General features: G+C 63.8%; 19 protein-coding genes and 1 rRNA gene. 12 read left to right on the plus strand and 8 right to left on the minus strand.

The features are described from left to right. Positions 1–4: 4 nt before the first annotated feature. From NDI54_RS04415 to NDI54_RS04425, 3 genes are all read right to left on the minus strand, one after another. On the minus strand, positions 5–856 hold the full coding sequence (locus tag NDI54_RS04415; RefSeq protein ID WP_310895267.1) for a translation initiation factor eIF-2B: 852 nt from the start codon (positions 854–856) through the stop codon (positions 5–7). Between the two features lie 63 nt (positions 857–919). Then, positions 920–2143 (minus strand): FAD-dependent oxidoreductase, encoded by a 1224-nt coding sequence (locus NDI54_RS04420; RefSeq protein WP_310895268.1) that lies wholly within the window; start codon positions 2141–2143, stop codon positions 920–922. Between the two features lie 128 nt (positions 2144–2271). Then, on the minus strand, positions 2272–2772 hold the full coding sequence (locus NDI54_RS04425; protein WP_310895269.1) for an Lrp/AsnC family transcriptional regulator: 501 nt from the start codon (positions 2770–2772) through the stop codon (positions 2272–2274). A 329-nt stretch (positions 2773–3101) separates the two neighbouring features. Here NDI54_RS04425 and NDI54_RS04430 point away from each other — a divergent pair, with 329 nt between their 5' ends. Together NDI54_RS04430 and rrf are read left to right on the plus strand one after the other, a co-directional pair. Beyond that, complete coding sequence (locus tag NDI54_RS04430; RefSeq protein WP_310895270.1) at positions 3102–5279, plus strand: amino acid permease; 2178 nt, start codon at positions 3102–3104, stop codon at positions 5277–5279. Positions 5280–5395: 116 nt separating this feature from the next. Next, positions 5396–5518, plus strand: a 5S ribosomal RNA gene (rrf, locus tag NDI54_RS04435). Positions 5519–5634: 116 nt separating this feature from the next. Here the strand turns inward: rrf and NDI54_RS04440 are convergent. The 3 genes from NDI54_RS04440 to NDI54_RS04450 all read right to left on the minus strand — a co-directional run bounded on the left by NDI54_RS04440 (position 5635) and on the right by NDI54_RS04450 (position 7522). Beyond that, positions 5635–6018 (minus strand): ACT domain-containing protein, encoded by a 384-nt coding sequence (locus NDI54_RS04440; RefSeq protein ID WP_310895271.1) that lies wholly within the window; start codon positions 6016–6018, stop codon positions 5635–5637. A 296-nt stretch (positions 6019–6314) separates the two neighbouring features. Continuing rightward, on the minus strand, positions 6315–6755 hold the full coding sequence (locus tag NDI54_RS04445; RefSeq protein ID WP_310895272.1) for a DUF302 domain-containing protein: 441 nt from the start codon (positions 6753–6755) through the stop codon (positions 6315–6317). A 146-nt stretch (positions 6756–6901) separates the two neighbouring features. Next, on the minus strand, positions 6902–7522 hold the full coding sequence (locus NDI54_RS04450) for a twin-arginine translocation signal domain-containing protein (protein ID WP_310895273.1): 621 nt from the start codon (positions 7520–7522) through the stop codon (positions 6902–6904). 268 nt (positions 7523–7790) lie between these two features. On the opposite strand from NDI54_RS04450, the gene NDI54_RS04455 reads away from it, so the two are divergent. Genes NDI54_RS04455 through NDI54_RS04485 form a run of 7 tightly spaced genes read left to right on the plus strand, consistent with a single transcriptional unit; the run spans position 7791 to position 14699 of the window. After that, positions 7791–10028, plus strand: a complete 2238-nt coding sequence (locus NDI54_RS04455; RefSeq protein WP_310895274.1) for a type II/IV secretion system ATPase subunit — start codon at positions 7791–7793, stop codon at positions 10026–10028. Further along, entirely contained in the window at positions 10018–11910 is a 1893-nt protein-coding gene (locus tag NDI54_RS04460; RefSeq protein ID WP_310895275.1) for a type II secretion system F family protein, read from the plus strand. Before NDI54_RS04455 ends, NDI54_RS04460 begins: the two co-directional genes overlap by 11 nt. Continuing rightward, positions 11907–12632: a DUF7289 family protein gene (locus NDI54_RS04465; protein WP_310895276.1), complete on the plus strand. Its 726-nt coding sequence runs from the start codon at positions 11907–11909 to the stop codon at positions 12630–12632. The genes NDI54_RS04460 and NDI54_RS04465 overlap by 4 nt, the downstream gene beginning before the upstream one ends. Then, positions 12625–13071 (plus strand): DUF7266 family protein, encoded by a 447-nt coding sequence (locus NDI54_RS04470; RefSeq protein WP_310895277.1) that lies wholly within the window; start codon positions 12625–12627, stop codon positions 13069–13071. Before NDI54_RS04465 ends, NDI54_RS04470 begins: the two co-directional genes overlap by 8 nt. Further along, positions 13068–13772 carry a DUF7263 family protein gene (locus NDI54_RS04475; protein WP_310895278.1) on the plus strand — a complete coding sequence of 235 codons (705 nt, stop codon included), beginning with the start codon at positions 13068–13070 and terminating at the stop codon, positions 13770–13772. Before NDI54_RS04470 ends, NDI54_RS04475 begins: the two co-directional genes overlap by 4 nt. Continuing rightward, positions 13765–14169 carry a DUF7262 family protein gene (locus tag NDI54_RS04480; protein WP_310895279.1) on the plus strand — a complete coding sequence of 135 codons (405 nt, stop codon included), beginning with the start codon at positions 13765–13767 and terminating at the stop codon, positions 14167–14169. Before NDI54_RS04475 ends, NDI54_RS04480 begins: the two co-directional genes overlap by 8 nt. Further along, on the plus strand, positions 14166–14699 hold the full coding sequence (locus NDI54_RS04485) for a DUF7261 family protein (RefSeq protein ID WP_310895280.1): 534 nt from the start codon (positions 14166–14168) through the stop codon (positions 14697–14699). Before NDI54_RS04480 ends, NDI54_RS04485 begins: the two co-directional genes overlap by 4 nt. 54 nt (positions 14700–14753) lie before the next feature. On the opposite strand, the gene NDI54_RS04490 is transcribed toward NDI54_RS04485, so the two are convergent. Beyond that, a complete protein-coding gene (locus NDI54_RS04490) occupies positions 14754–15263 on the minus strand; it encodes a hypothetical protein (protein ID WP_310895281.1) in 510 nt (169 codons plus the stop codon). A gap of 254 nt (positions 15264–15517) precedes the next feature. Here NDI54_RS04490 and NDI54_RS04495 point away from each other — a divergent pair, with 254 nt between their 5' ends. Next, positions 15518–17038 carry a hypothetical protein gene (locus NDI54_RS04495; protein WP_310895282.1) on the plus strand — a complete coding sequence of 507 codons (1521 nt, stop codon included), beginning with the start codon at positions 15518–15520 and terminating at the stop codon, positions 17036–17038. Between the two features lie 30 nt (positions 17039–17068). Here NDI54_RS04495 and NDI54_RS04500 read toward each other — a convergent pair whose 3' ends face one another. Beyond that, positions 17069–17494, minus strand: a complete 426-nt coding sequence (locus NDI54_RS04500) for a hypothetical protein (protein WP_310895283.1) — start codon at positions 17492–17494, stop codon at positions 17069–17071. Between the two features lie 395 nt (positions 17495–17889). Here NDI54_RS04500 and NDI54_RS04505 point away from each other — a divergent pair, with 395 nt between their 5' ends. After that, positions 17890–18705: a helix-turn-helix transcriptional regulator gene (locus NDI54_RS04505; protein ID WP_310895284.1), complete on the plus strand. Its 816-nt coding sequence runs from the start codon at positions 17890–17892 to the stop codon at positions 18703–18705. A 287-nt stretch (positions 18706–18992) separates the two neighbouring features. After that, positions 18993–19226: an HTH domain-containing protein gene (locus NDI54_RS04510; protein ID WP_137683932.1), complete on the plus strand. Its 234-nt coding sequence runs from the start codon at positions 18993–18995 to the stop codon at positions 19224–19226. The last annotated feature ends 95 nt before the right edge of the window (positions 19227–19321 follow it).

Consider the following 19321-nt stretch of genomic DNA (forward strand, 5'->3'; position numbering starts at 1 on the left):
GCGCTCAGAATTCGAGGATGCCGTCTTCGGTGACGACCGTATCGAGCAGTCGGGTCGGCGTCGCGTCGTAGCCCGGATTGCCGATGTCGAACCCCTCCGGCGGTTCGAGCATCACGTCCGAGCCCGGCCGGAACGTGTTCGTGAAAGTGAAGCCGCTGCCGATGAACTTCGAGGAGGTCCCGACGACGGTTACGGGCACGTCCATTTCGTTGGCCGTCGCGGCCAGTGGCAGCGTTCCGATACGGTTGTACACCGTGTCGTCGATGAGGCAGTTCATCCCGATGAAAACACGGTCGGCCTCCGCGAGGTAGTGGCCCGCCGCGCCGTCGACGATGAGCGTCACGTCGGCCCCGTCCCGGTCGGCCAGCTGGCGGGCGGTTCGCCGGCCAAGGAAATGCGGCCGCGACTCTCTGGCGTACAGATGGAACTCCTTCCCCTCGTCCAGGGCCGCCATGAGCGTCGCCATCACCGTCGAGGAGTTCTCGTGTGTCACCAGCACGTCGCCGTCCTCGATGAGCGTCGCCGCCTGCTCCGCGGCGCGGCCCTTGCTGGTCTCGATTTCCGTGACGACCTCGTCGATGGCGGCGAGTAGCTGCTCCTTGGCTTCTGAGACGGACTCCGGATCGGCGTCTTTCAGGTCCGTGACGATCCGCTGCTGTGTCGTGTACAGCGGTGCGTGCGAGCGGTTCGCGCGCTGGAGCGCGCTGCTGTTGCGTTCGACCACGCGGAGAAAGTCCTCGACCGTGTGGCACTCGCGGTCGGTCAGTTCGCGGAGCGCCTTGGCGGCCTTCACGGCCGCAATCGAGGAACTCTGTGTCTCCATCTCCTCGATCTGCCGCACCGTCTCGTTTATCATGCGAACACCTGCGGCGGCCATCCTTATAACGATACAGCCGATATCCGCTCCGTTCGTCTGGACTCACTCGGCTCCGACCACGTCTTCGTCAGTCGGCCCCTGGCCGTCGAACTCGGCCACGAGCGAATCGAGTTGCGCGGGGTCGTCGACGCTCGGGAGCCTTCGGTCCGCAGTCCGACAGTCCGCATCGACGCCGAGGCCGTCACAGACGAGGTCGGCCGTCGCCTCGGCCATCTGCCGGTAGGTCGTCAGCTTGCCGCCGACGATGCTCGCCACGTTGTCGACGCCGTCGTCGGCGTGGTCGAGCAGGAAAAAGCCCCGCGAGATGCCGCGGCCGCCCCGCTCGTCCTCGTCGGGCGCGTACAGCGGTCGGACACCCCACCAGGTCCGGACTTCCGGTGCGTCTGCCACGGGCGGGAGCATCGCCGCACACTCCTCGATACTCCGGTCGATCTCCCACTGTTCTGTCTCGTACTCGTCGGGATCGCGGACGGGCACGCTCGTCGTCCCGAGAACGGCCTCGCGCTCGTGTGGCACGACGATATCGCCGTCGTCGGGGTCCCGACAGCGGTTCAGCACCGGGCCGAGGGCGTCGTACTCGACGGAGACCATCACGCCACGCGTCGGTCGCATCTCCACGTCGAGGCCGGCCATCGCGGCGAACTCGCCCGCCCAGGCCCCCGTCGCGTTGACGACATAGTCGGCCGCGATGGTGTCATCGACCGCGCCGCCGACCTGCACGCCGGTCACTTCGCCGTCGTTGACGAGTACGTCCTCGACGGGCGCGTGTGGGTGTATCGCTGCGCCGTGGTCGCGGGCGTCGGCGGCGTTGGCGGCGACGAGCCGCGACGGATAGATGACTGCGTCCGGGACTTCGAATGCGCGCTCGGTCTCTGCCGCGAGATCGGGCACTCGTTCGCGTGCTTCCTCAGCGTCCAGCGTCTCCACGGGAATCCCCACCTCCTCACAGGCCGCCCGCTTCGCCTCGAAGTAGTCGGGATCGTCGTCGCTGAGTTGGACGAACAGACCGCCGGTATCGCGGATGCAGGCCCCGGCGATCTCCTTGAGTATCCGGTTCTCGGCGATGCACTCCTCGGCACCGACCCGATCAGCTTCGGCGTAGCGGGCACCGCTGTGGAGCAGTCCGTGCGAGCGACCGGAGGTCCCGCTGGTCAGCCCGTCGCGTTCGACCAGCGTCACGTCGACACCGCGGAGCGCGAGATCACGGGCGACGCCGGCACCGGTCGCACCACCGCCGACGACGAGAACATCTGTCTGGATCGCCATGCTAAATGTTAGGCGAAATGACGTAATATTCTACCGGTGTCAGGAGCTTGGCGACTGTCGGTCTTGGGTTGTCGAAGACACCATACTGGTCACAGCTGCCGTCTCCGGAGTCCGAGCGCTCCGGGGATTCAGCTGTCGTTTTCGGCGGGCGGCGCTGCACGCTCTTCTGGACCGAGAAAGCCGTGGAAGGGACAGACGTACTCGTCCCGGATGAGCTGTTCGTCGACGACATCCAGGCCCAGCGCATCAAGTTCTTCGCTGATCCGGTTGAGGTCGTCGTGGTCGCGCCCGATGGCGTTCACGTAGACGTTTCGCTTCCCGGTCATCACCTCTCGAACTGCCGTGACACCGCTTATCTTCCGCGCCTCGTTTGCGAAGGCATCGCGCTGTGAGACCGGGGCCGTACAGATGATTTTCGTATACAACGGATACCCCGCGAGCTCGTAGTCGATATCGATGTGATAGCCGCGAACGATGCCGCTCTCTTCGAGTTTATTCAGACGAGTCCGAACAGTACTCGACGAGAGATCGAGCTCTTCCGCGATATCGCTTGAGGATGTCCCTCTGGCGTCCTGCTGGAGATAATAGAGAATGTGTTTGTCTATCGAATCGAGTTCGCTATCCTTCATTGGTTGTCTGTTTCGGTGGGCCAGGACGCATTAGTCTTGTCCCTCGCGAGAACGCAGCCGACCGTCCTCACGGCTGGAACCAGCCGTTTCCCGCGAAGCGAGTGTCGATTTCTGTACGCGAAGTTCTCGATCAGAGCAGATTATAGATGACAGTTTGTGTAATATAGGGCTATATTTTGACGAACCGTCAATCAGAACGCCTAGTTTATACACTTCCGAGATAGAAACCCTAGCAATTCAATGGTCAGACTGATTCGACCACACTGTCGAGGTTGGATCGAACCCGATGTGATCGCCACCCGCCCCGTCCGAGACCTCCGGTCGCACCGATGAAGGAACTCGAACGCGACCTCGGACTGCCGTCGGTTCTGGCTATCAGCATCGGTGCGATGATCGGCAGCGGCATCTTCATTCTGCCGGCGCTCGCACTCGAAATCGCCGGCCCCGCCGTCATCGTGGCGTACGGTCTCGCCGGCCTGCTCGTGGTCCCGGCCGCCCTCTCGAAGTCGGAGATGGCGACCGCGATGCCGGAAGCCGGTGGAACGTATATTTACATCGAACGTGGGATGGGACCGCTGCTCGGGACAATCGCCGGTGTCGGGACGTGGTTTTCCCTGTCGTTCAAAGGCGCGCTTGCGCTTGTCGGGGGCGTGCCCTACCTGCTGTTACTGTTTGACCTCCCGCTGAAACCGGTCGCGCTGGGCCTCGCAGCGGTTCTCATTCTGGTGAACGTCGTCGGCGCGAAACAGACCGGGCGGCTACAGGTCGCTATCGTCGTCGTCATGCTCGCGGCGCTTGGCTGGTTCGCCGCCGGAAGCGCACCCAGCGTCCAGACCGCGAATTACGTCGACTTCTTCGACGCCGGCCTCGGTGGCCTCCTGGCCGCGACCGGGCTCGTGTTCGTCTCGTATGCCGGTGTGACCAAGGTCGCGAGCGTGGCCGAAGAGGTCGAGGACCCCGGCCGGAACATCCCGCTCGGTATCCTCGGTTCGCTCGCGTTCACGACAGTGTTGTACGTGGCTATCGTGGCCGTGTTAGTCGGGGTGACAGACCCCGGTAGCGTTGCCGGATCGTTGACACCCGTCGCCGTCGCCGCGGAGGCGACGCTCGGCCGGGCCGGCGTCATTGCCATCATCCTGGCGGCCATCCTCGCACTCATCTCGACGGCCAACGCCGGTATCCTCTCGTCGTCGCGGTACCCCTTCGCGATGAGCCGGGACCAGCTCGCACCACCCTCGCTTTCGACTGTCAACGAGCGGTTCGGAACGCCGGTCACGTCGATTACCCTCACCGGTATCGTACTGCTCGCACTCATCGCCTTCGTCCCGATTCTCGACATCGCGAAACTGGCCAGCGCGTTCCAGATAATGGTGTTTGCGCTCATCAACGTCGCGCTCATCGCGTTCCGCGAGGGGAGCGCGGAGTACGAGCCCGAGTTCACGTCGCCGCTGTACCCCTGGATGCAGATATTCGGGGCCGTCACAGGCGTCCTGCTTCTCACGCAGATGGGGGCCACCGCGCTGCTCGGGGCTGTCGTGATTATCGTCGGCAGCGTGCTCTGGTATCTGGGCTACGTTCGACCGAAGGTCAGTCGCGAGGGGGCAGCGACGGACGCGATTCGGCGACAGGTCGGCCGGGAGACGCTCACAGAAGTTGAAACGACGCTCGGGGAGGATACTCGAGAGGTCCTCGTCGCATTTACCAAGGGCGGCGACGAGGACCGGGAGCGCTCGCTCGTTGCGGTAGCCGCTGACATCGTTCGGCCTGCCGACGGTCGCGTGGTCGCAGTGCAGTTCGAAGAGATCCCGGACCAGGCCCCGCTCACCGAGAGTGCGACTGTGCAGTCCTCGTCGGACATCTCCTTCGAGACGCGAATGGACGCGCTGTCGTCCGAACTCGGTGTCGACATCGAGGCGGACGAGATCGTCAGCCACGACACGAAACACGCCATTGTGAACTTCGCCGGGAACCGCGGTGTCGATTCCATTATCGCGGAACACGAACCGCTCCGTCTCCGGTCACAGCTGTTTGGCGACCCGATCGACTGGGTCGTTCGACACGCTCCCTGTGACGTGTTGCTCGTGGACAATCTCGGATACAACCGCCCGGAACACGTCGTCCTCTCCGGGGATAGCGGCCCGTATCCGCCCCTTGCGGTCGATGTCGCCGAAGCTATCGCAGGTTCGAACGGTGGGGACCTCTCGCTCTGGTATCCCACGTCAACCGGGAGCACGGACGAGCACAGACAGACGATAGACGACTATCAGTCCGAGCTTTCGGAGATACTCTCGGTCCCGGTTCAGGCCGAATCGGCGAGATCCGACGGCGGGCAACCGTCCCAGCCGGACCTGCTCGTACGTCGCGGGACCGACCACCGGCTGCAGGCGGCGTTGTTCGACGACCGACCAACCTTCCCGAGTCCGGGCTGTACGACCATCACCGCATACCCCCACGAATCGAGCAAACCGGGGTTCATGCGCCGGCTGCTGGAACAGGTTACGTTCTGAGACGGACAGCTGTACGTTCTCCACGTCTGTACGACCACCAGATCTCTCGGACTGGTTCTTCGGAGTCCCCGGCTCCAAGTAGCTACGTTTATATTGATGCCCGAATTGGACACTGTATAGGCGGCCACAGCGGTGGGGTTGCCTCCCGTACCCATCCCGAACACGGAAGATAAGCCCACCAGCGTTCCGGGGAGTACTGGAGTGCGCGAGCCTCTGGGAAATCCGGTTCGCCGCCACACCATTCATCCCGTTATATAACAACAGTGAGCGACGCGGCTTTGCTGTCGTGCAGAAACTGTCATGACGGAGAATCGGTTTGGTCGACAGCTATCGTAACTCTCTCTGTCAACCGCCATCAGTCGGTGACGGTACATCCCAGATCTTCGAGTTGCAGGACAGCAGTATCAAGTTCGTCTTCCTTGACGAACACATGATCGGTTGAGTACGTAGAGATGACGAACACCGAAACATCTACTTCGGCAAGGGCTGACGCAACCGCCGCCAGAAACCCAACGAGTTCAAATGGGAGGTCCATCTCGAATGTCAGTCGCTTCCACCCGGACTCAATCTCACTGGCATCGACCGTATCGACGGTATCCTGATCGACGACCACCGTGGTTTCCGTCTCGTCTTGGATAGTAGCAAATGCACCGGGGTGATTGTGATCGGTCCGGCAGACTGCGTATGTGTCGTCCGATACGCTGACTGTCCCGTTCTGGAGAAAATCGATTGGATCCATACGGGAGAGAACTATACAATAGCGTATAAACGTGCGTAAGAGCAACCTTTCGGCGGTTCCTGGGCATCTTTCTTGCTATTCTAGTTCGCATCTCGACTGCGTAGTCGGTCCACGAATGAAAGCGTGATTTCGACGGTGGCCGAGTCCTGTATCCGCAGACCCACCTGCCAGCCGATTCACTTCAGATTAGCTGAACGCAGCTTCTCGTGAACGTGACACCATCATAGTGCAGCAGAGAACCCGCGTCGACAATAGCAAATATCGACCGTTCGTCGCTGCCCGTCCGCGCTGTTACGCTACAGGTTCGCGTACGCTTCCTCAACCATCTCGCCGGTCCGCTCGACGACATCGGCCATCGCTTCGTTGTCGGGGGCCAACCCCGTCAGTTGCGCGATGCGCATGATGCTGACGTGGTACACTGTCTGGACGCCCGGCGATTCCTCCCAGATGACGACGTTACAGGGAAACAGCGCGCCGATGCGGTTCTCGGAGTGGTCCAGCACCTCGTCCGCAATAGCCGGATTGCACGCCCCGAGGACGTAGTAGGGGTCCCGGTCCGCATCGACCTTCTCGTTGAGCAGCGCCGACGGCGAGAACTCCGACGGGAAGCCAAACCCCGCCTCGGCGAAGGCCTCGCGGACGTGCTCGATAGCGTCCTCGTGGGCCATTTCCAGGGTTGCGCGCTTCTCCCCGATATCCTCGGGGTCGACTTCGGTCGGATCGATAGGTAACGTCATACTTGGACGGACGGGCGACCGACGGAAGTCCGTTTCGCGCATCGGCATCCGTCGGTTGTGGTTCCCGCCACCAAGTTTGGTGTGGGTCAAAACTGAGCGAAGCTACTCTGCTCTCTCGGTTCCGGTTCCGAACAGCTTCGAGACAGTTAGTCAGAACCAGTGCCGTTCGCTGTGTCGCTCTCCAGCACCTGCTGTAACTGCTCGATCAGCGTGCGGCCTGAAGGGTCGCCACCGTACACCCTGACGGAATCGAAGCCGGCGTAGCCGTGGTCGCCGGACTCGTCGCGCTCCCAGTAGAGCCACGCTGTCTCCTCCCCGCCGTCGAGACCCGTCTCCTCGACGGGGAACTGAAGCACCAGCGACTCGTGGCTGTCCTCGCCACTGTCTTCGGGTTGCCTGACCTCGCCGTCGTCGACCGGGCGTGCGCCCTCCCCGTCTTCGAGTGCAAGCCGCGACCCGAACCGATAGCGGATGGCCCGCTCTGTGGGGTCGAACGTCTCGCTGTCACCGTCGCTGTTGACGAACTCGGACTGCTGGACCGCGACCGCGACGGTGTCGTGGTCGCCAAGGTCGATGAAGTTTTCCGCGTTTTCGGGCTGAATATCGATCGATAGCTCGGTTGGGAAATGGGCCGCTGCGACGCCGCTCAGGCTCGGAACTGCCGCCGCGGTCGCCGCTGCACCGAGCGTCCCCTTGAGGAACCGCCGTCGTGAACTGGGTGTCGACGCTGGACTGTCGTCGCTCGTCATCGACTGCGTTAGTTTCATTCAGGTAACTGGTTGGTCGGTACTGTTTTGATAATTCTGGTGCATATATCGAAAACACACACCTGTTGGCGTACCGGTCCTGGGGTGTCGTTTTGGGTACTCTGTGACCCTCTCAGCCGACTTCGCCTGTCGGTGCTCTGTGCCGGATCCTACGAGGGCACGACCCCTCCTTCCACTCCAACCGTCGGTAACGGCGCATTATATTCTATTATATTTTCACAAAACTAAGTCTACAACTTTAAGTAGAATCGGTGGTCTAAATCCGTCTATGACCGCACAGGCCGACACGGAGATCGCCCCGGTGGTTCCCGCGCCGACGCCACCGGACGACACCGATGCCTGGTACGCGCCGGCCGTTCGCGAGCAGGACGAGGTGTATCCTGGCGTCATCGTGACCGTCCGCCGGGAAGGAAGCGGGTTCCGGTACACTGTCCGCAATCCGGTGCTGTCGACAGCCGAGGCCGACGCGCTGTCGACTGTCGAGTCCCATTTCGCCGGTGCGAACATCGAACGTCCGCGAACTCGCGAGGGGGCCGTCGAGCGGATGAACGGGGGGTTCGACGCGAAACACCGACGGGTCATTGACCGACTGATCGACGCGTCACCGGCGAGCCGACGCCGTATCGAATACCATGCGCTCTCGTCGCTGGCGTGTTTCGCCGAGCTGACTCCGTATGCGCTTGATTCCCGCATCGACGTGGCCGACGTGACCGATGACGGCGTGGTCGTCCACACCAACGACTACGCCCCAGCAGAAACCGATCTGGGGTCGGACCCCGAATATCTCAACCGCTTCGCGAGCGAGCGCGTCGAACGCCACACGGTCCGGTTTCAGGGCTTCGAGATCCCGGTCGTCGTCTACCGCGAGCACTTGCTCGGTGCCGACCCGTTTACGACGAAGTACGCCGTTCGGGAGCCGGACCTGCTCCCCGGCGACGAACAGCTCATCGAGGTGTGCAAGGAGCGTGTCTGGGAGACCGGGGTCACCGGCGTGGTCGACGACCGGGTGGACTTCGTCCGGGAGCGTGCGCGCTCGCTACTGGCCCGACAGCTGACTGTCCGCAACACGACCGAGTGGGTCGACGCCGCCCGCTACCGGGTCCGGTCGGCGCTGGCCGAACTCGATCTGGCCGTCCCGCCGGTCGATCATCGCTTTGCCGACGACCGGCTCGACGATCTGCTGTACTACGTGCTTCGGGATCTCGTCGGCTACGGGAAACTCACGGTGCCGATCCGAGACCACACGCTGGAGGACATCGAGGCCAACCGCGTCGACGAGCGCGTGAAAGTGCTGCCACGTGCTGACCTCGGCCACGACGGCCGCGTGCCAACGAACCTCGCTTTTGATTCGGAAGCGGCGTTCGTCAACGTCGTCACGCAACTCGCGGCCGACGACGGCGTCGAACTCAACGCGTCGAACCCGAGCGCGAAGGTCAACATCGACCCCGACGGCGACGGTCTCCACGACGCTGACGACACCATCCGCTGTGCCGTCGCCCTGCCGACTATCAGCGAGGGCGGGCCACACATCTCCATCCGGAAGCAGTCCGCCGATGCGATGACACCCGTCGATCTGGTGCAGCGGGACTCGCTCCCAACGGAACTGGTTGCGCTGCTGTGGCTCCTGTATGAATCTCACGGCGTCGTTCTCTTCTCCGGACCGACCGGGGCCGGCAAGACCACGCTGATGAACGCGCATATGCCGTTTATTCCGTACCGGGATCGACCCATCAGCATAGACGAAGGGTCACGCGAAGTCCGGATTCCCCACGAGACCGGTGTCTCGCTCACGACGCGAGAGCACGAGCGGGATCACCGCCGGGTGACGATGGCCGATCTGATGACTCAGTGCAACTACCTGAATCCGGATGTCGAGGTCATCGCGGAAATCAACACGGCTGCGTCCTTCGAAACGTTCGCTGAAACGTTGAATACTGGCCATGGCGTGATCGGTACCACTCACGCCGACGACATCGAATCGCTGGTCAATCGCGTCATCGAGAAGGGCTTGCCGACCTACCTACTCAAAGAGATCGACCTCGTCGTGTTCCCCCGCCACGTCGGCGGAGACCGGTACGTCGGCGACGTGGTCGAGTTCGTTGACGACCCGTCCGTCGTCGAGAGCGGGAGCGACCGGAGCGGGACAATACACAAGGACGGGACGACCATCCACTGGAACAGCGTCTGCTGGCGGCGACCAGATGGAAGCTTCGAACTCGCCTACGACCACCCGCAGTTCGGCGACGACCAGCGTCGGGTTGACACCGGCATCCTCGACCGATTGTCGGTCCTCCGGGACGAGCCAGTGTCGGCCGTCGAGGACGCGTTCCACCGCCGTCACCGCTACGTCCAGTACCTCGTCCAAGAGGGGGTGACCGACTTCGACGAACTGTTCGGCGTCCTCGCCGACCTGGAGACGAACGAGGCGGCAACCGTCGAGCGACTGCGGCGGCAGGCCGGGACGCCCGACGACCCGCAACTGGAGGTCAGTACGGGTGACGACTGAGGGGGGCGGAACTCTCGGCTTGCTTGACCGGGGCCTGTACGCCCTATTTGCCCACCACGCCGAGGACGACCGGCACGCGAGCACCCGGGACCGCTACCGAGCCGCCTATCCAAGCGCGGGATTCGGCGTCTACGTTGCCAGAGTGTACGGGCTGTCGTGGCTCGCGCTTTTCGTCGGTATCGTCGGTACTGCGACGACGGCCCTGTTCGTCCCGTCCGGGACCTTCGACTCGTTCGTCGCGGTGCTCCAGCAGAGCCTTCCCGTCATCAATCGGCTTGCGCTCCCAGAGGTCCCGCGGGGTCTCGTGGCCGCTGCCCTCGCGGCGGTCACCGGACTCGCGCTCAAACGGGCCGTGTTCCTCGCCGGGAACCGGTACCTCTCGTGGGTCGCGAGCGCGCGGAGTGCGGACATCGCGGCCACGCTCCCCGGCGCAGTCCGATACCTCAGAGTCCTCGCCTCCGGAACGCACGACCGCCGCGAGATGCTACGCGCTGTCGCCGAACAGGACGCCTACGGCGAGACGGCCGTCGCCTTCCGGCGCGCGCTCAATCAGGGTATCCTAACCGGCAGCCTCGACACGGGTATCGAACGGGTCGCGAGCGAGACGCCCTCGCGAGACCTGCTTGCCCCGTTCCTGCTGAAGTTCCGCGAACACGCGAATCAGAGCGCTGAGGCGCTGGAGGGCTATCTGGAGATGGAGGGTCGGCTCCTCTCACATGAGCAGAGCCGCCAACACGAACGCGCGACCGGCTATCTCGAACTGCTTGCCGAACTGTTCGTCGTGTTGCTGGTGTTGCCCGCGCTCGTGGTGCTTATCGTCACAGTGATGGGAATCCTCGCGCCTGGCCTCTCCGAACCGGTTTCGACGCCGCTCGGCGAGACGACCGTCCGCGCCATCGTCGTCTACGGCAGTGCGGCCTTCGTCATGGCCGCCGGACTGCTGGCTGCGTTCGTCGTCGCCACGCTCAGGCCACGAAATACGGCCGCCCCGAGCTACAGCCTGCCGGACAGTCCCGTCGCGATACTCACCTCAATCCCGTCGAACCCTGCCAGCGCGCTCGTCGCCTGCGTGCCGCTGGGTGCCGTTGTCGCGGCCGGCCTCTGGTCGCTGGGCTATCGCCCGGTCAACGTCGCGCTGCTTTCGTATGCCACCGTGGGCATCCCCGTCGGTGTGGTGACGGTCCGCCGGGCCAGAACGGACGACGCGAAAGACCGGGAGATTCAGGACTTCGTTCACGCCGTTGCCGGCCACGTCGCACTGGGCCGGCCATTTCCCGAGGCGGTCCGACGCGTCGCCGACGACGTGGACCTCGGCGCGCTCGCAAGCGATGTCCAGTCGCTCGCGTTCACGCTCTCGCTGGGCGACAGCCCCGGCGACTCCGCGGCCGATAGACGGGCCGCCGCGCTGGATCAGTTCGTCGACCGTGTCGGCACGCCGATGGCCGAACAGACCATCGGGCTGGTTGTCGGTGCGCTGGATACGGGAAGCGATGCGGAGGACGTGTTCGAAACGCTACAGACGGAAATCGGGCAGCTCTATCACTTACGGAAATCCATCCGCTCGGCGCTGCTCGTATACGTTGCCGTGGGCTGGACGACAGCGCTGCTCGTCATCGGTATTACGGTCGCCGTCAACGTCTACGTCCTCGATAGCTTCGCGCAACTGTCCGCCGTCTCGGGCGGCGCGAACATCGCTTTCGACCCGACCGCGATCAAGCCGGCTCGGGAGCGACACCGGTTCTACGTCGTGACGCAGGCGACGATGCTGGCCTGTGGCTGGTTCGCCGGCACGGCGAGTCGCGGGGTCTACGAAGCACTATTGCACTCCTCGGGACTGGTACTCATCGCCTACGTCGTCTTCGCGGGGGCTGGTCTGATTTGATTCCCGAGACCGACGCTCAGTCCCACGTGGTCGGCGTGGTACTGTTGCTCGGCCTCACCGTCGTCGCGCTCGGCGGGCTGACAGCCGTCGTCGGGAACGTCGTCGACGGGCACACTGCAACTGCCGACGAAGCGCGCGTCGCCAACACGTTCGAGACAGCGTTCCGGCCGGTGGAACAGACGGGCCATCAGACCGCTCGCGTCCGATTCACGGAGGGACGGCTGACAACGGTGGAGCGGGAACTGCGCGTTCTCAACGATTCCGGAGTTCAGCGGACGGTCTCCATCGATGCGATGGTGTACGAGTCCGGCGACAACCGCGTTCGCTTTCTCGGTGGGAGCGTCGTCCGTGGAACCCAGGGGAACGCCTGGCTCGAATCGGATCCGCCCGTAACGGCGACGCGGGACGACACGGCTGTCATTGTCGGCGCACCGCTTGTCAACGCCAGCGGCGGAACAGTATCGGGAACCGGCGGCGTATCCGCCAGTATCCGGCAAAACGTCAGCCACGAGCGCGAGCGGCTCCCGGCCGACAACTACAGCGTCGCCATCGAGACGGAGACGCCCCGTCCGTTCGCCGAGTACTTCCAGCGGGTCGGTGCAACGACGCGAGTCAGAGACATCGACGGCGACGGCGTCCAGAGCGTCGTGGCGTCGTTCCCCGGCCGACGAACGCTGTATCTGGTCCGCCACGACATGCGAACGGAGGTCGGCCATGGATAATCGCGCGCTCAGCACGGTCGTCGAGAAACTGCTGAGCATGGGGCTGGTACTGCTGTATATCGGCCTGGTGACGACGACACTGTACGGCGGCACTGTCCCGGCATATCAGTCCGCTGTCGGCGCGGAACTCGGCGACCGAACGCTCGCTGAAGCGACGGCCCGCGTCGAACAGGCCGTCCCGCCGAACGCCCGAGCCGTCTCGGCGACTGTCCGGGTCTCCCTGCCAGACACTATCGACGGCGCAGGGTACAGTATCCGGTCCGACGGCGACGCCCTCGTGCTTGACCATCCCGATCCCGAAATCAATGGGCGAACACGGCTGGCACTGCCCAACAGAGTAGATACCCTCGAAGGCGAATGGCAGAGCGGCAGTCCAACGGTGGTCACTGTTTCCGGAACGCGAGGGAACGTGACGGTGACGCTGGAGGCGGAGCGATGACCTGGACGAGTCGCTGTCCTGACCATATCGCGCGCGCCCAGACATCGCTGCCGGCGCTGGGCATTGCGCTCGTCTTGCTGACTGTCGTCACCGGACTGGGGATTGCGATGGCCGACACTGCGATTGCCGGCGCGGATAGAACGCCCGACGAACGACGGGCCGCAGCCGCTATCGCTGATCGACTCGTCTCGGCTGACGGCCCGCTGGCCGCCCGAAGCAACGTGCTCAATCGTTCCCGGGTGGACGATTTCGACCAGTCGGCCCTCGAACGGAGCGCGCCGCCGGCCACCGAGTACGCTGTCTCGGTCGAGCTGGCCGAGACGGAAATTGTGCGCACCGGAGCGGTTCACAGCGGGACTCGAATCACGCGACTCGTCGTGGTCGAAGCCCGTGAACCACGGACGCTGACGCCCGACCTGACGACGACGGACACAGTGACGCTCCCTCGCCGGAGCGCACAGGCCACAGTAACAATCAACCCGCCGGCTGGCACCACGGTCTGGACGGTTCGCGCCAACGACCGGGTCGTCCTGCACAACCGGAGCGGGCTGGATGGCAGCTACGAGGTTTCGCTGGTCCCCTATGAGACGACGGAGTTACGCTTCCAGCGAGCCGGCCCGGTCCAACCCGGAAACGTGACCATCGGCTACGACGCCCCGCGGTCAACGAAGGAATCACTGGTGGTGACTGTTGATGCGTAGAGGCCAGCTCCCGCTGTCACTTGTTGAGGTTGCGCTCGGGACGGTGCTGATTCTCGGCGTCGCACTCGGGTTCGCACTGGGGACGCCAGCGCCGGACAGACAGGGACCACAGCTCGACGCGTACGCCTCCGATACGGCGGCGGTTCTCGCGAACGATCCGCCGCGACACGACGGGGCGACGCGGCTCCAGGAAATCGTTGCGAGTCCGGCGGCATTCGACCGTGAACGGGACGCACTTGCGGATCGAGTCACTCGTATCCTGCCCGAGAACGTCCTCTTCCGTGTCGAGACGCCACACGGTGCCGTCGGAACCCCGACACCCAACGGCGTCAGTACCGGGACCACGACTGTACCGACGGGACATGGCAGCGTCCGAATTATCGTGTGGTACGCATGACCCGGCGCGGGCAACTGGTCCTCGTCGCGGCCACTGTCGTCGCTGTCGCACTCGTCCCGATTCTCTTCGCGTCCCTACAACTGGGCTATCACGACGATGTGCGCGCATCGGCTGACTACGATGACGACCCCTCGGCTGACGCGCTCCGAGTCCTGGAACGTGCTGTCGCGACGGAGAGCGCACAGATTCCGAGCCAATATGCCTGGGCCGCGAGGGATGCGGCGGTGACGGCCGTCCGCACAGAATTGCGGCCACAGCTCGACCGGCTCGAAACGTCCCGAATCGAAGACGGTGTCTATTACAATATAACCTACAACGGTACCGCGGCACAGCAGTGGAGAGACACTAACTGCCCATCCGGTCCGGACCGCCAGTTCGGGGGCTGTGTCGCCGACCGCGGCGTCGTCGTTCAGGACCGTGTCGGCCGCACGCACGTGCTCGCTGTCGGCGTCGATCTAACGACGACGACCGAACGCGGCGAAGCCACTGTCACTGTGGTGCTGGAACCCAGCGGTCGAGCATCGCGGTGAGCGGCCGAATCAAAAACGACGCTTGCACCGTCCCTCAGCGGACCACTGACGATGTCACTCTGTCCCACCCGGCGTTTCAGTGCGGACCCGCGACCGGATCTGTTCGAACGTTGCTTGCGGGAACAGGCTGGTGACGCTCTCGACCGAGAGGGTGTCAATGAGGCCGGCTGGTGGGCCAGTGACAAGCAGCGCACCCGCTCGGGGAACAGAGTCGTCGACGATGAGGCCGAAGTCCGATGTCGCGCGCTCCTCGAAAGAATTGATTGCGTCTTCGGCAAGGCTCTCCTGTGCAGTGCGTAATTCCGCCCGGGCCTCACTTTGTGTGAGGTTCCCAGCCTGAAACTCGGACCGAATCTCTTGCCGTCGTGCCTGTAGTTGCTCTTGATCCGGTTCGATGGCAACCGTAACTGTCGCGGCAGCCGCGGCCGCGGTTTGCTGGCTTTGCGGGCCGGTCCCCTCATCTGCTTCGTCTCCGCCCAGGAGGGCGTTACAGCCGGCGAGGGATACTGTCGCGCTCGTCCCGGCGAGTTGCATGAAACGGCGGCGGGTGGATTCGAATTCCATTATCGGCTAGCGCGAGTCCCGCAGGGTAACCTTTCTGGTCGCCACATCGGAGCCCCCCTGTGCTGGTCACCGAACTCCGGTCTCGAACTACGTGGTTCCGAGAGTCGAAAGACAGCGGTACAGACAGGCTCGGACGGCGACGGTATCCCCGAGGGCCGGGGTGTACACTTTCGGCCGGGGCGGCAGGACGGCGGGGTCCTGACAGTTCAGAGAACTATCGGCAAGGCTATATCATCAGTCAGCGTACAATTTCCATGAGTCTCAGTGGCAGCGGAACCGGGATCGATGTCGACCTCCCGTTCGTGGGACGATACCGGTGGGAGTACGACCGAATCGCCGACCGTCTCCGGGAGTTGAACAGGACGACTGTCGGTGGTGGCATTGAAGTCGTGGGCTCCTGTGATGGGTTTGATCCCAGCGACGTGACGGTGCGGGTCACTTGGGCATCCGGGGCATCGGCCTCAGGGACCGCCCGTGGCGACCCCGTCACCGGCAAAGCCGTCTACTCGGTGTCGAAAAGCGGGAGCGCGCTGGGATACGCGTTCCTCACCGCCAGGTACGACGGCCCCTGCGATGTCCGATGGCGCGGCGGGGCTGGCGGCGTGGCCTTCGATCAGCCCGGTGCGGTGGTCTTCGGTTCGACGTTCGTCAAATCGTCGGGCTTCAACGTCGGCCCGACGTTCCAGTTGCTCGTCTACCCGACGGTCGACCTCCGTGCCGACCGGACCGCAGTCGACCCGGGCGAGACGGTCGAACTGACGTACGACTCGACGAACGCCGACCGGCTCACCCTCTCGACGGCGGTTGACCGATCACTCCGACCGCCTTCAGGGGTCGCCGAGGCTGTTGTCAACTCCCCGACCACATTCACGCTAACCGGGTCCGGCCCGGCTGGAGAGCGACAAACCTCCGTCCGGGTTGGCATTTCACCGCCCGAGATAACGTCGTTCACCGTGGACGACGACCGGATCGCAGTCGGGGAAACTGCGACCCTGTCCTGGCAGACCGAACGGGCCCTCGCCGTGGAGATCTCCAGTGGCGTCGGCCTGCGTCCACCGACCGGTGAAGCGGGCGTGCGACCCGAGGAGACCACTCTATACACACTCACTGCCCGCGGCTACGACGACCAGGAGCGGACCGCCTCAGTGAGGGTCGCTGTCGTCGATCCGCCGACCGTCTCGCTGTCGGCGGTCCCAGCAACAATCGTTCGCGGCTCCCGGACGGAACTCGTCTGGCAGTCGACCGGCGCCGACCGGCTGGAAATCAACAACGGTGTCGGGACGGTGCGGGGGCCGTCCGGTCGGCAGTCGCTCCGGCCCTCGGCCGACCGGACCTACCGGATCACTGCGACTGGCGAAGGCGGGCAGACGACGGCCACCGTCAGCGTCGATGTCCGAGACTATCTGGAGGTGACGAGCACCCTGACGCTCGAGTATGTCGGCCGCGTGCAATTGCCTCTGTTAGCTGGTCCGGTCGACCGCTTCCGGACGACCACTCCCGAGCTCTTCGGCGGTGACCACGGCATCGACCTCGCACTCTTCGGCAGTCGCGCGTACGTCACGCAGGTCAAGAATACATCCGGTCACACGGCAGTGGTCTCAAACTACGACGAAGAAACCGAGACCGCCTGGTGGTCAGGGCTCCTCGACGACGACGACACAACGGATGACCTCGACGACAGCCCGTTCCTCGGCACCTGGGAGCTGTACACCTCCCCGCAAGCCCGGCCGCCTCTTGGCGTGCCGCTTGAGGTCACCTGGCGAGTCGACGCCTGACGGGCGGCGAGACCGGACGTTCGCCCGCCCCTATATCCGGTCGAGAATGTCTTTCTTTTTCGACTCGAACTCGTTGTCCGTCAGGACATCCTCTTCGTGGAGGGCACGCAGCTCCCGCAGCGTGGCCAGTGCCGTCCCGCTGCCACCCGGTGCGTCGCTGATGGGCCGTTCGTCGCTCTCGGGCCGCGGCGGCGCACGGAGTTCGGCTGCCACCGCACGATCCGCCCCGTAGCGCTCGAAGAAGTCGACCGCCGCCAACTCTTCGGCGAACCGCTCGTGGACGGCTTCCAACTCCGCCGCGTACTCGTCGAACAACGACTCCAGTTCGGCCGCCTCCTCGATATTGACCCCAAACCGCGATTCGAAAGCCGTACGGAACGCCTCGGCGTCCTCGACTGCACCCTCCTCGACGAGCGATTCAACGACCGCATTGCCCGGACTGTCTGACTTTCCCATGTCAACAATTCGTCACTGGTTAGCATAGCCCTTCCGCCGGCTGCCCTCGCCCGCACCGCTGACGCCGGTTGCCGTAGTCGACATCTGCGAGGCGTATCCCCGTCGTCGACTACGACGTGGCCAGACAGGCGTTCCGTCGGCGCTACGAGGCGGTTCGTGCCGATGCGGCCGACGCGCTGCTGAGACGACCATCGCACGCCGCGCTTCCTTCTCCGGCGGCCGCGAGGCCGCTGCGCGTATCGCCGCGGAACACGAGACGGAGGCGTCGAACGACGAAACAGCGGGCGGGGCTCAGACCAGTCTCGGCTCGTTCGGTGACGAGTAGGGCCTGACTGCTCGACCAACGGTGCCAAACAGCAAAGAGGCTAAGACGGTTGCCCACGCAGACGTGTGCAATGACGGAGGGTCCGGACGACACTGCGTTCGAAGATTGTCAGTTCCTTACCGGGTCACCCCAGCGGTTCGCGGTGCTGGCCCAGCTCCGGGAGCGTCCGGCACGGCCCACCGACCTGTGTGATTCGGTGGACGCGACGCGGACCACGATCCAGCGGATACTCGCGGGCTTTTCCGACCGGCAGTGGGTCGTCAAACGGGACGGTGAGTACCAACTCACGGTGACCGGAGAGCGGGTGTTCGACCGGTACACGGCGCTTCTCAGCGAAGTCGAGCGGGCTCGCGCGGTCGGCCCGCTGGCCGCCCATCTCGGTCCCCTCGCAACGGATCTCCCGACGGACCTGTTAGATCCCGACTGTCTCACGACAAGCTCCGAGCAGAATCCCCTGACGGCGATCAATCGCTTCACTGACTGGCTACGGGAGGTCGACGGCGACGTTCGGGCCATCTCGCCCATCGTGACCTCGGTGTTCAACGATGCCGCCCTGGAGTTGCTCGAATCGGGGACGCACATCGATTTCATCATCGACCACGACGTGCTCGAACGGTCCGAATCCGATTTCACTGACGCACTGGAACGAAGCGTCGAACACGAGAACATCGACACGTACGTCCACGACACCCCGCTCGACATCGGCCTCGCGCTGGACCGCTCGCGGGTCTGTCTGGCAGCCTACGATGACCGGAACAACGTCCGGGCGATAGCCGAATCCGACGCCACGGCGGTCTATAACTGGGCCGACGCGATGTTTGACCAGTATAAAGCGCGTTCGGAACCGCTTGCGACGGTTCTATCGGTACAGGAAACCCAGCAGTAACCCGCTGGCGATCGTATGAAGGGCCGAAGGGAGTACTGGCCAGCGCTCCAGCACTCACTGGAGGGCGGGATTACGTATCCCCGAGACAGGATACTGCGTGTGAGTGCCTATACTTATTTGCTGTAACTGTTCGCGAGGTGAATACATGTTACAGGGATTGTAACACCCTGCACAGCATCGGTTCCGTCGCCGTCGATTCGTTGCCATGCACAGACGGTTTTCCTATCTATCAGAGTGACTGAAATAATTGCCGACAGTATAAGTGTGTGGCAATCGTTAACAAAAGTATGTCTCCGCCTGGACGGGAGATCCAGTACACTGAATCGGACGTTATCGAGGTGTTCAAACACCGGAACGATTACGCGGAGCCACTCACAGCGTCGGAAGTCGCGGACAGGCTCGGCTGTTCGCGCCGGACCGCACTGAACAAACTCCACGATCTCGAATCGGAAACCGACATCACGAGCAAGAAGGTCGGCGGGCGGTCGCGGGTGTGGTGGATCCCAGTGCGAGCGGAGTGAGTTGGCACGGCGGTTTTTCGAGTGGAATCCAGTGTGCCACACTGTAGCGGCTCGACTGGGCCGACGCGGGGTTTCACGAGTCACACAGGTGACCG

Origin of the sequence: Haloarcula terrestris, assembly GCF_031624315.1 — an archaeon.
GTDB classification, from domain to species: Archaea; Halobacteriota; Halobacteria; order Halobacteriales; family Haloarculaceae; genus Haloarcula; species Haloarcula terrestris.

Coding starts and splice junctions, on each gene's coding strand:
- NDI54_RS04415 (WP_310895267.1), bottom strand. CDS start 856: ATGATAAACGAGACGGTGCGGCAGATCGAGGAGATGGAGACACAGAGT.
- NDI54_RS04420 (WP_310895268.1), bottom strand. CDS start 2,143: ATGGCGATCCAGACAGATGTTCTCGTCGTCGGCGGTGGTGCGACCGGT.
- NDI54_RS04425 (WP_310895269.1), bottom strand. CDS start 2,772: ATGAAGGATAGCGAACTCGATTCGATAGACAAACACATTCTCTATTAT.
- NDI54_RS04430 (WP_310895270.1), top strand. CDS start 3,102: ATGAAGGAACTCGAACGCGACCTCGGACTGCCGTCGGTTCTGGCTATC.
- NDI54_RS04440 (WP_310895271.1), bottom strand. CDS start 6,018: ATGGATCCAATCGATTTTCTCCAGAACGGGACAGTCAGCGTATCGGAC.
- NDI54_RS04445 (WP_310895272.1), bottom strand. CDS start 6,755: ATGACGTTACCTATCGATCCGACCGAAGTCGACCCCGAGGATATCGGG.
- NDI54_RS04450 (WP_310895273.1), bottom strand. CDS start 7,522: ATGAAACTAACGCAGTCGATGACGAGCGACGACAGTCCAGCGTCGACA.
- NDI54_RS04455 (WP_310895274.1), top strand. CDS start 7,791: ATGACCGCACAGGCCGACACGGAGATCGCCCCGGTGGTTCCCGCGCCG.
- NDI54_RS04470 (WP_310895277.1), top strand. CDS start 12,625: ATGGATAATCGCGCGCTCAGCACGGTCGTCGAGAAACTGCTGAGCATG.
- NDI54_RS04475 (WP_310895278.1), top strand. CDS start 13,068: ATGACCTGGACGAGTCGCTGTCCTGACCATATCGCGCGCGCCCAGACA.
- NDI54_RS04480 (WP_310895279.1), top strand. CDS start 13,765: ATGCGTAGAGGCCAGCTCCCGCTGTCACTTGTTGAGGTTGCGCTCGGG.
- NDI54_RS04485 (WP_310895280.1), top strand. CDS start 14,166: ATGACCCGGCGCGGGCAACTGGTCCTCGTCGCGGCCACTGTCGTCGCT.
- NDI54_RS04490 (WP_310895281.1), bottom strand. CDS start 15,263: ATGGAATTCGAATCCACCCGCCGCCGTTTCATGCAACTCGCCGGGACG.
- NDI54_RS04495 (WP_310895282.1), top strand. CDS start 15,518: ATGAGTCTCAGTGGCAGCGGAACCGGGATCGATGTCGACCTCCCGTTC.
- NDI54_RS04500 (WP_310895283.1), bottom strand. CDS start 17,494: ATGGGAAAGTCAGACAGTCCGGGCAATGCGGTCGTTGAATCGCTCGTC.
- NDI54_RS04505 (WP_310895284.1), top strand. CDS start 17,890: ATGACGGAGGGTCCGGACGACACTGCGTTCGAAGATTGTCAGTTCCTT.
- NDI54_RS04510 (WP_137683932.1), top strand. CDS start 18,993: ATGTCTCCGCCTGGACGGGAGATCCAGTACACTGAATCGGACGTTATC.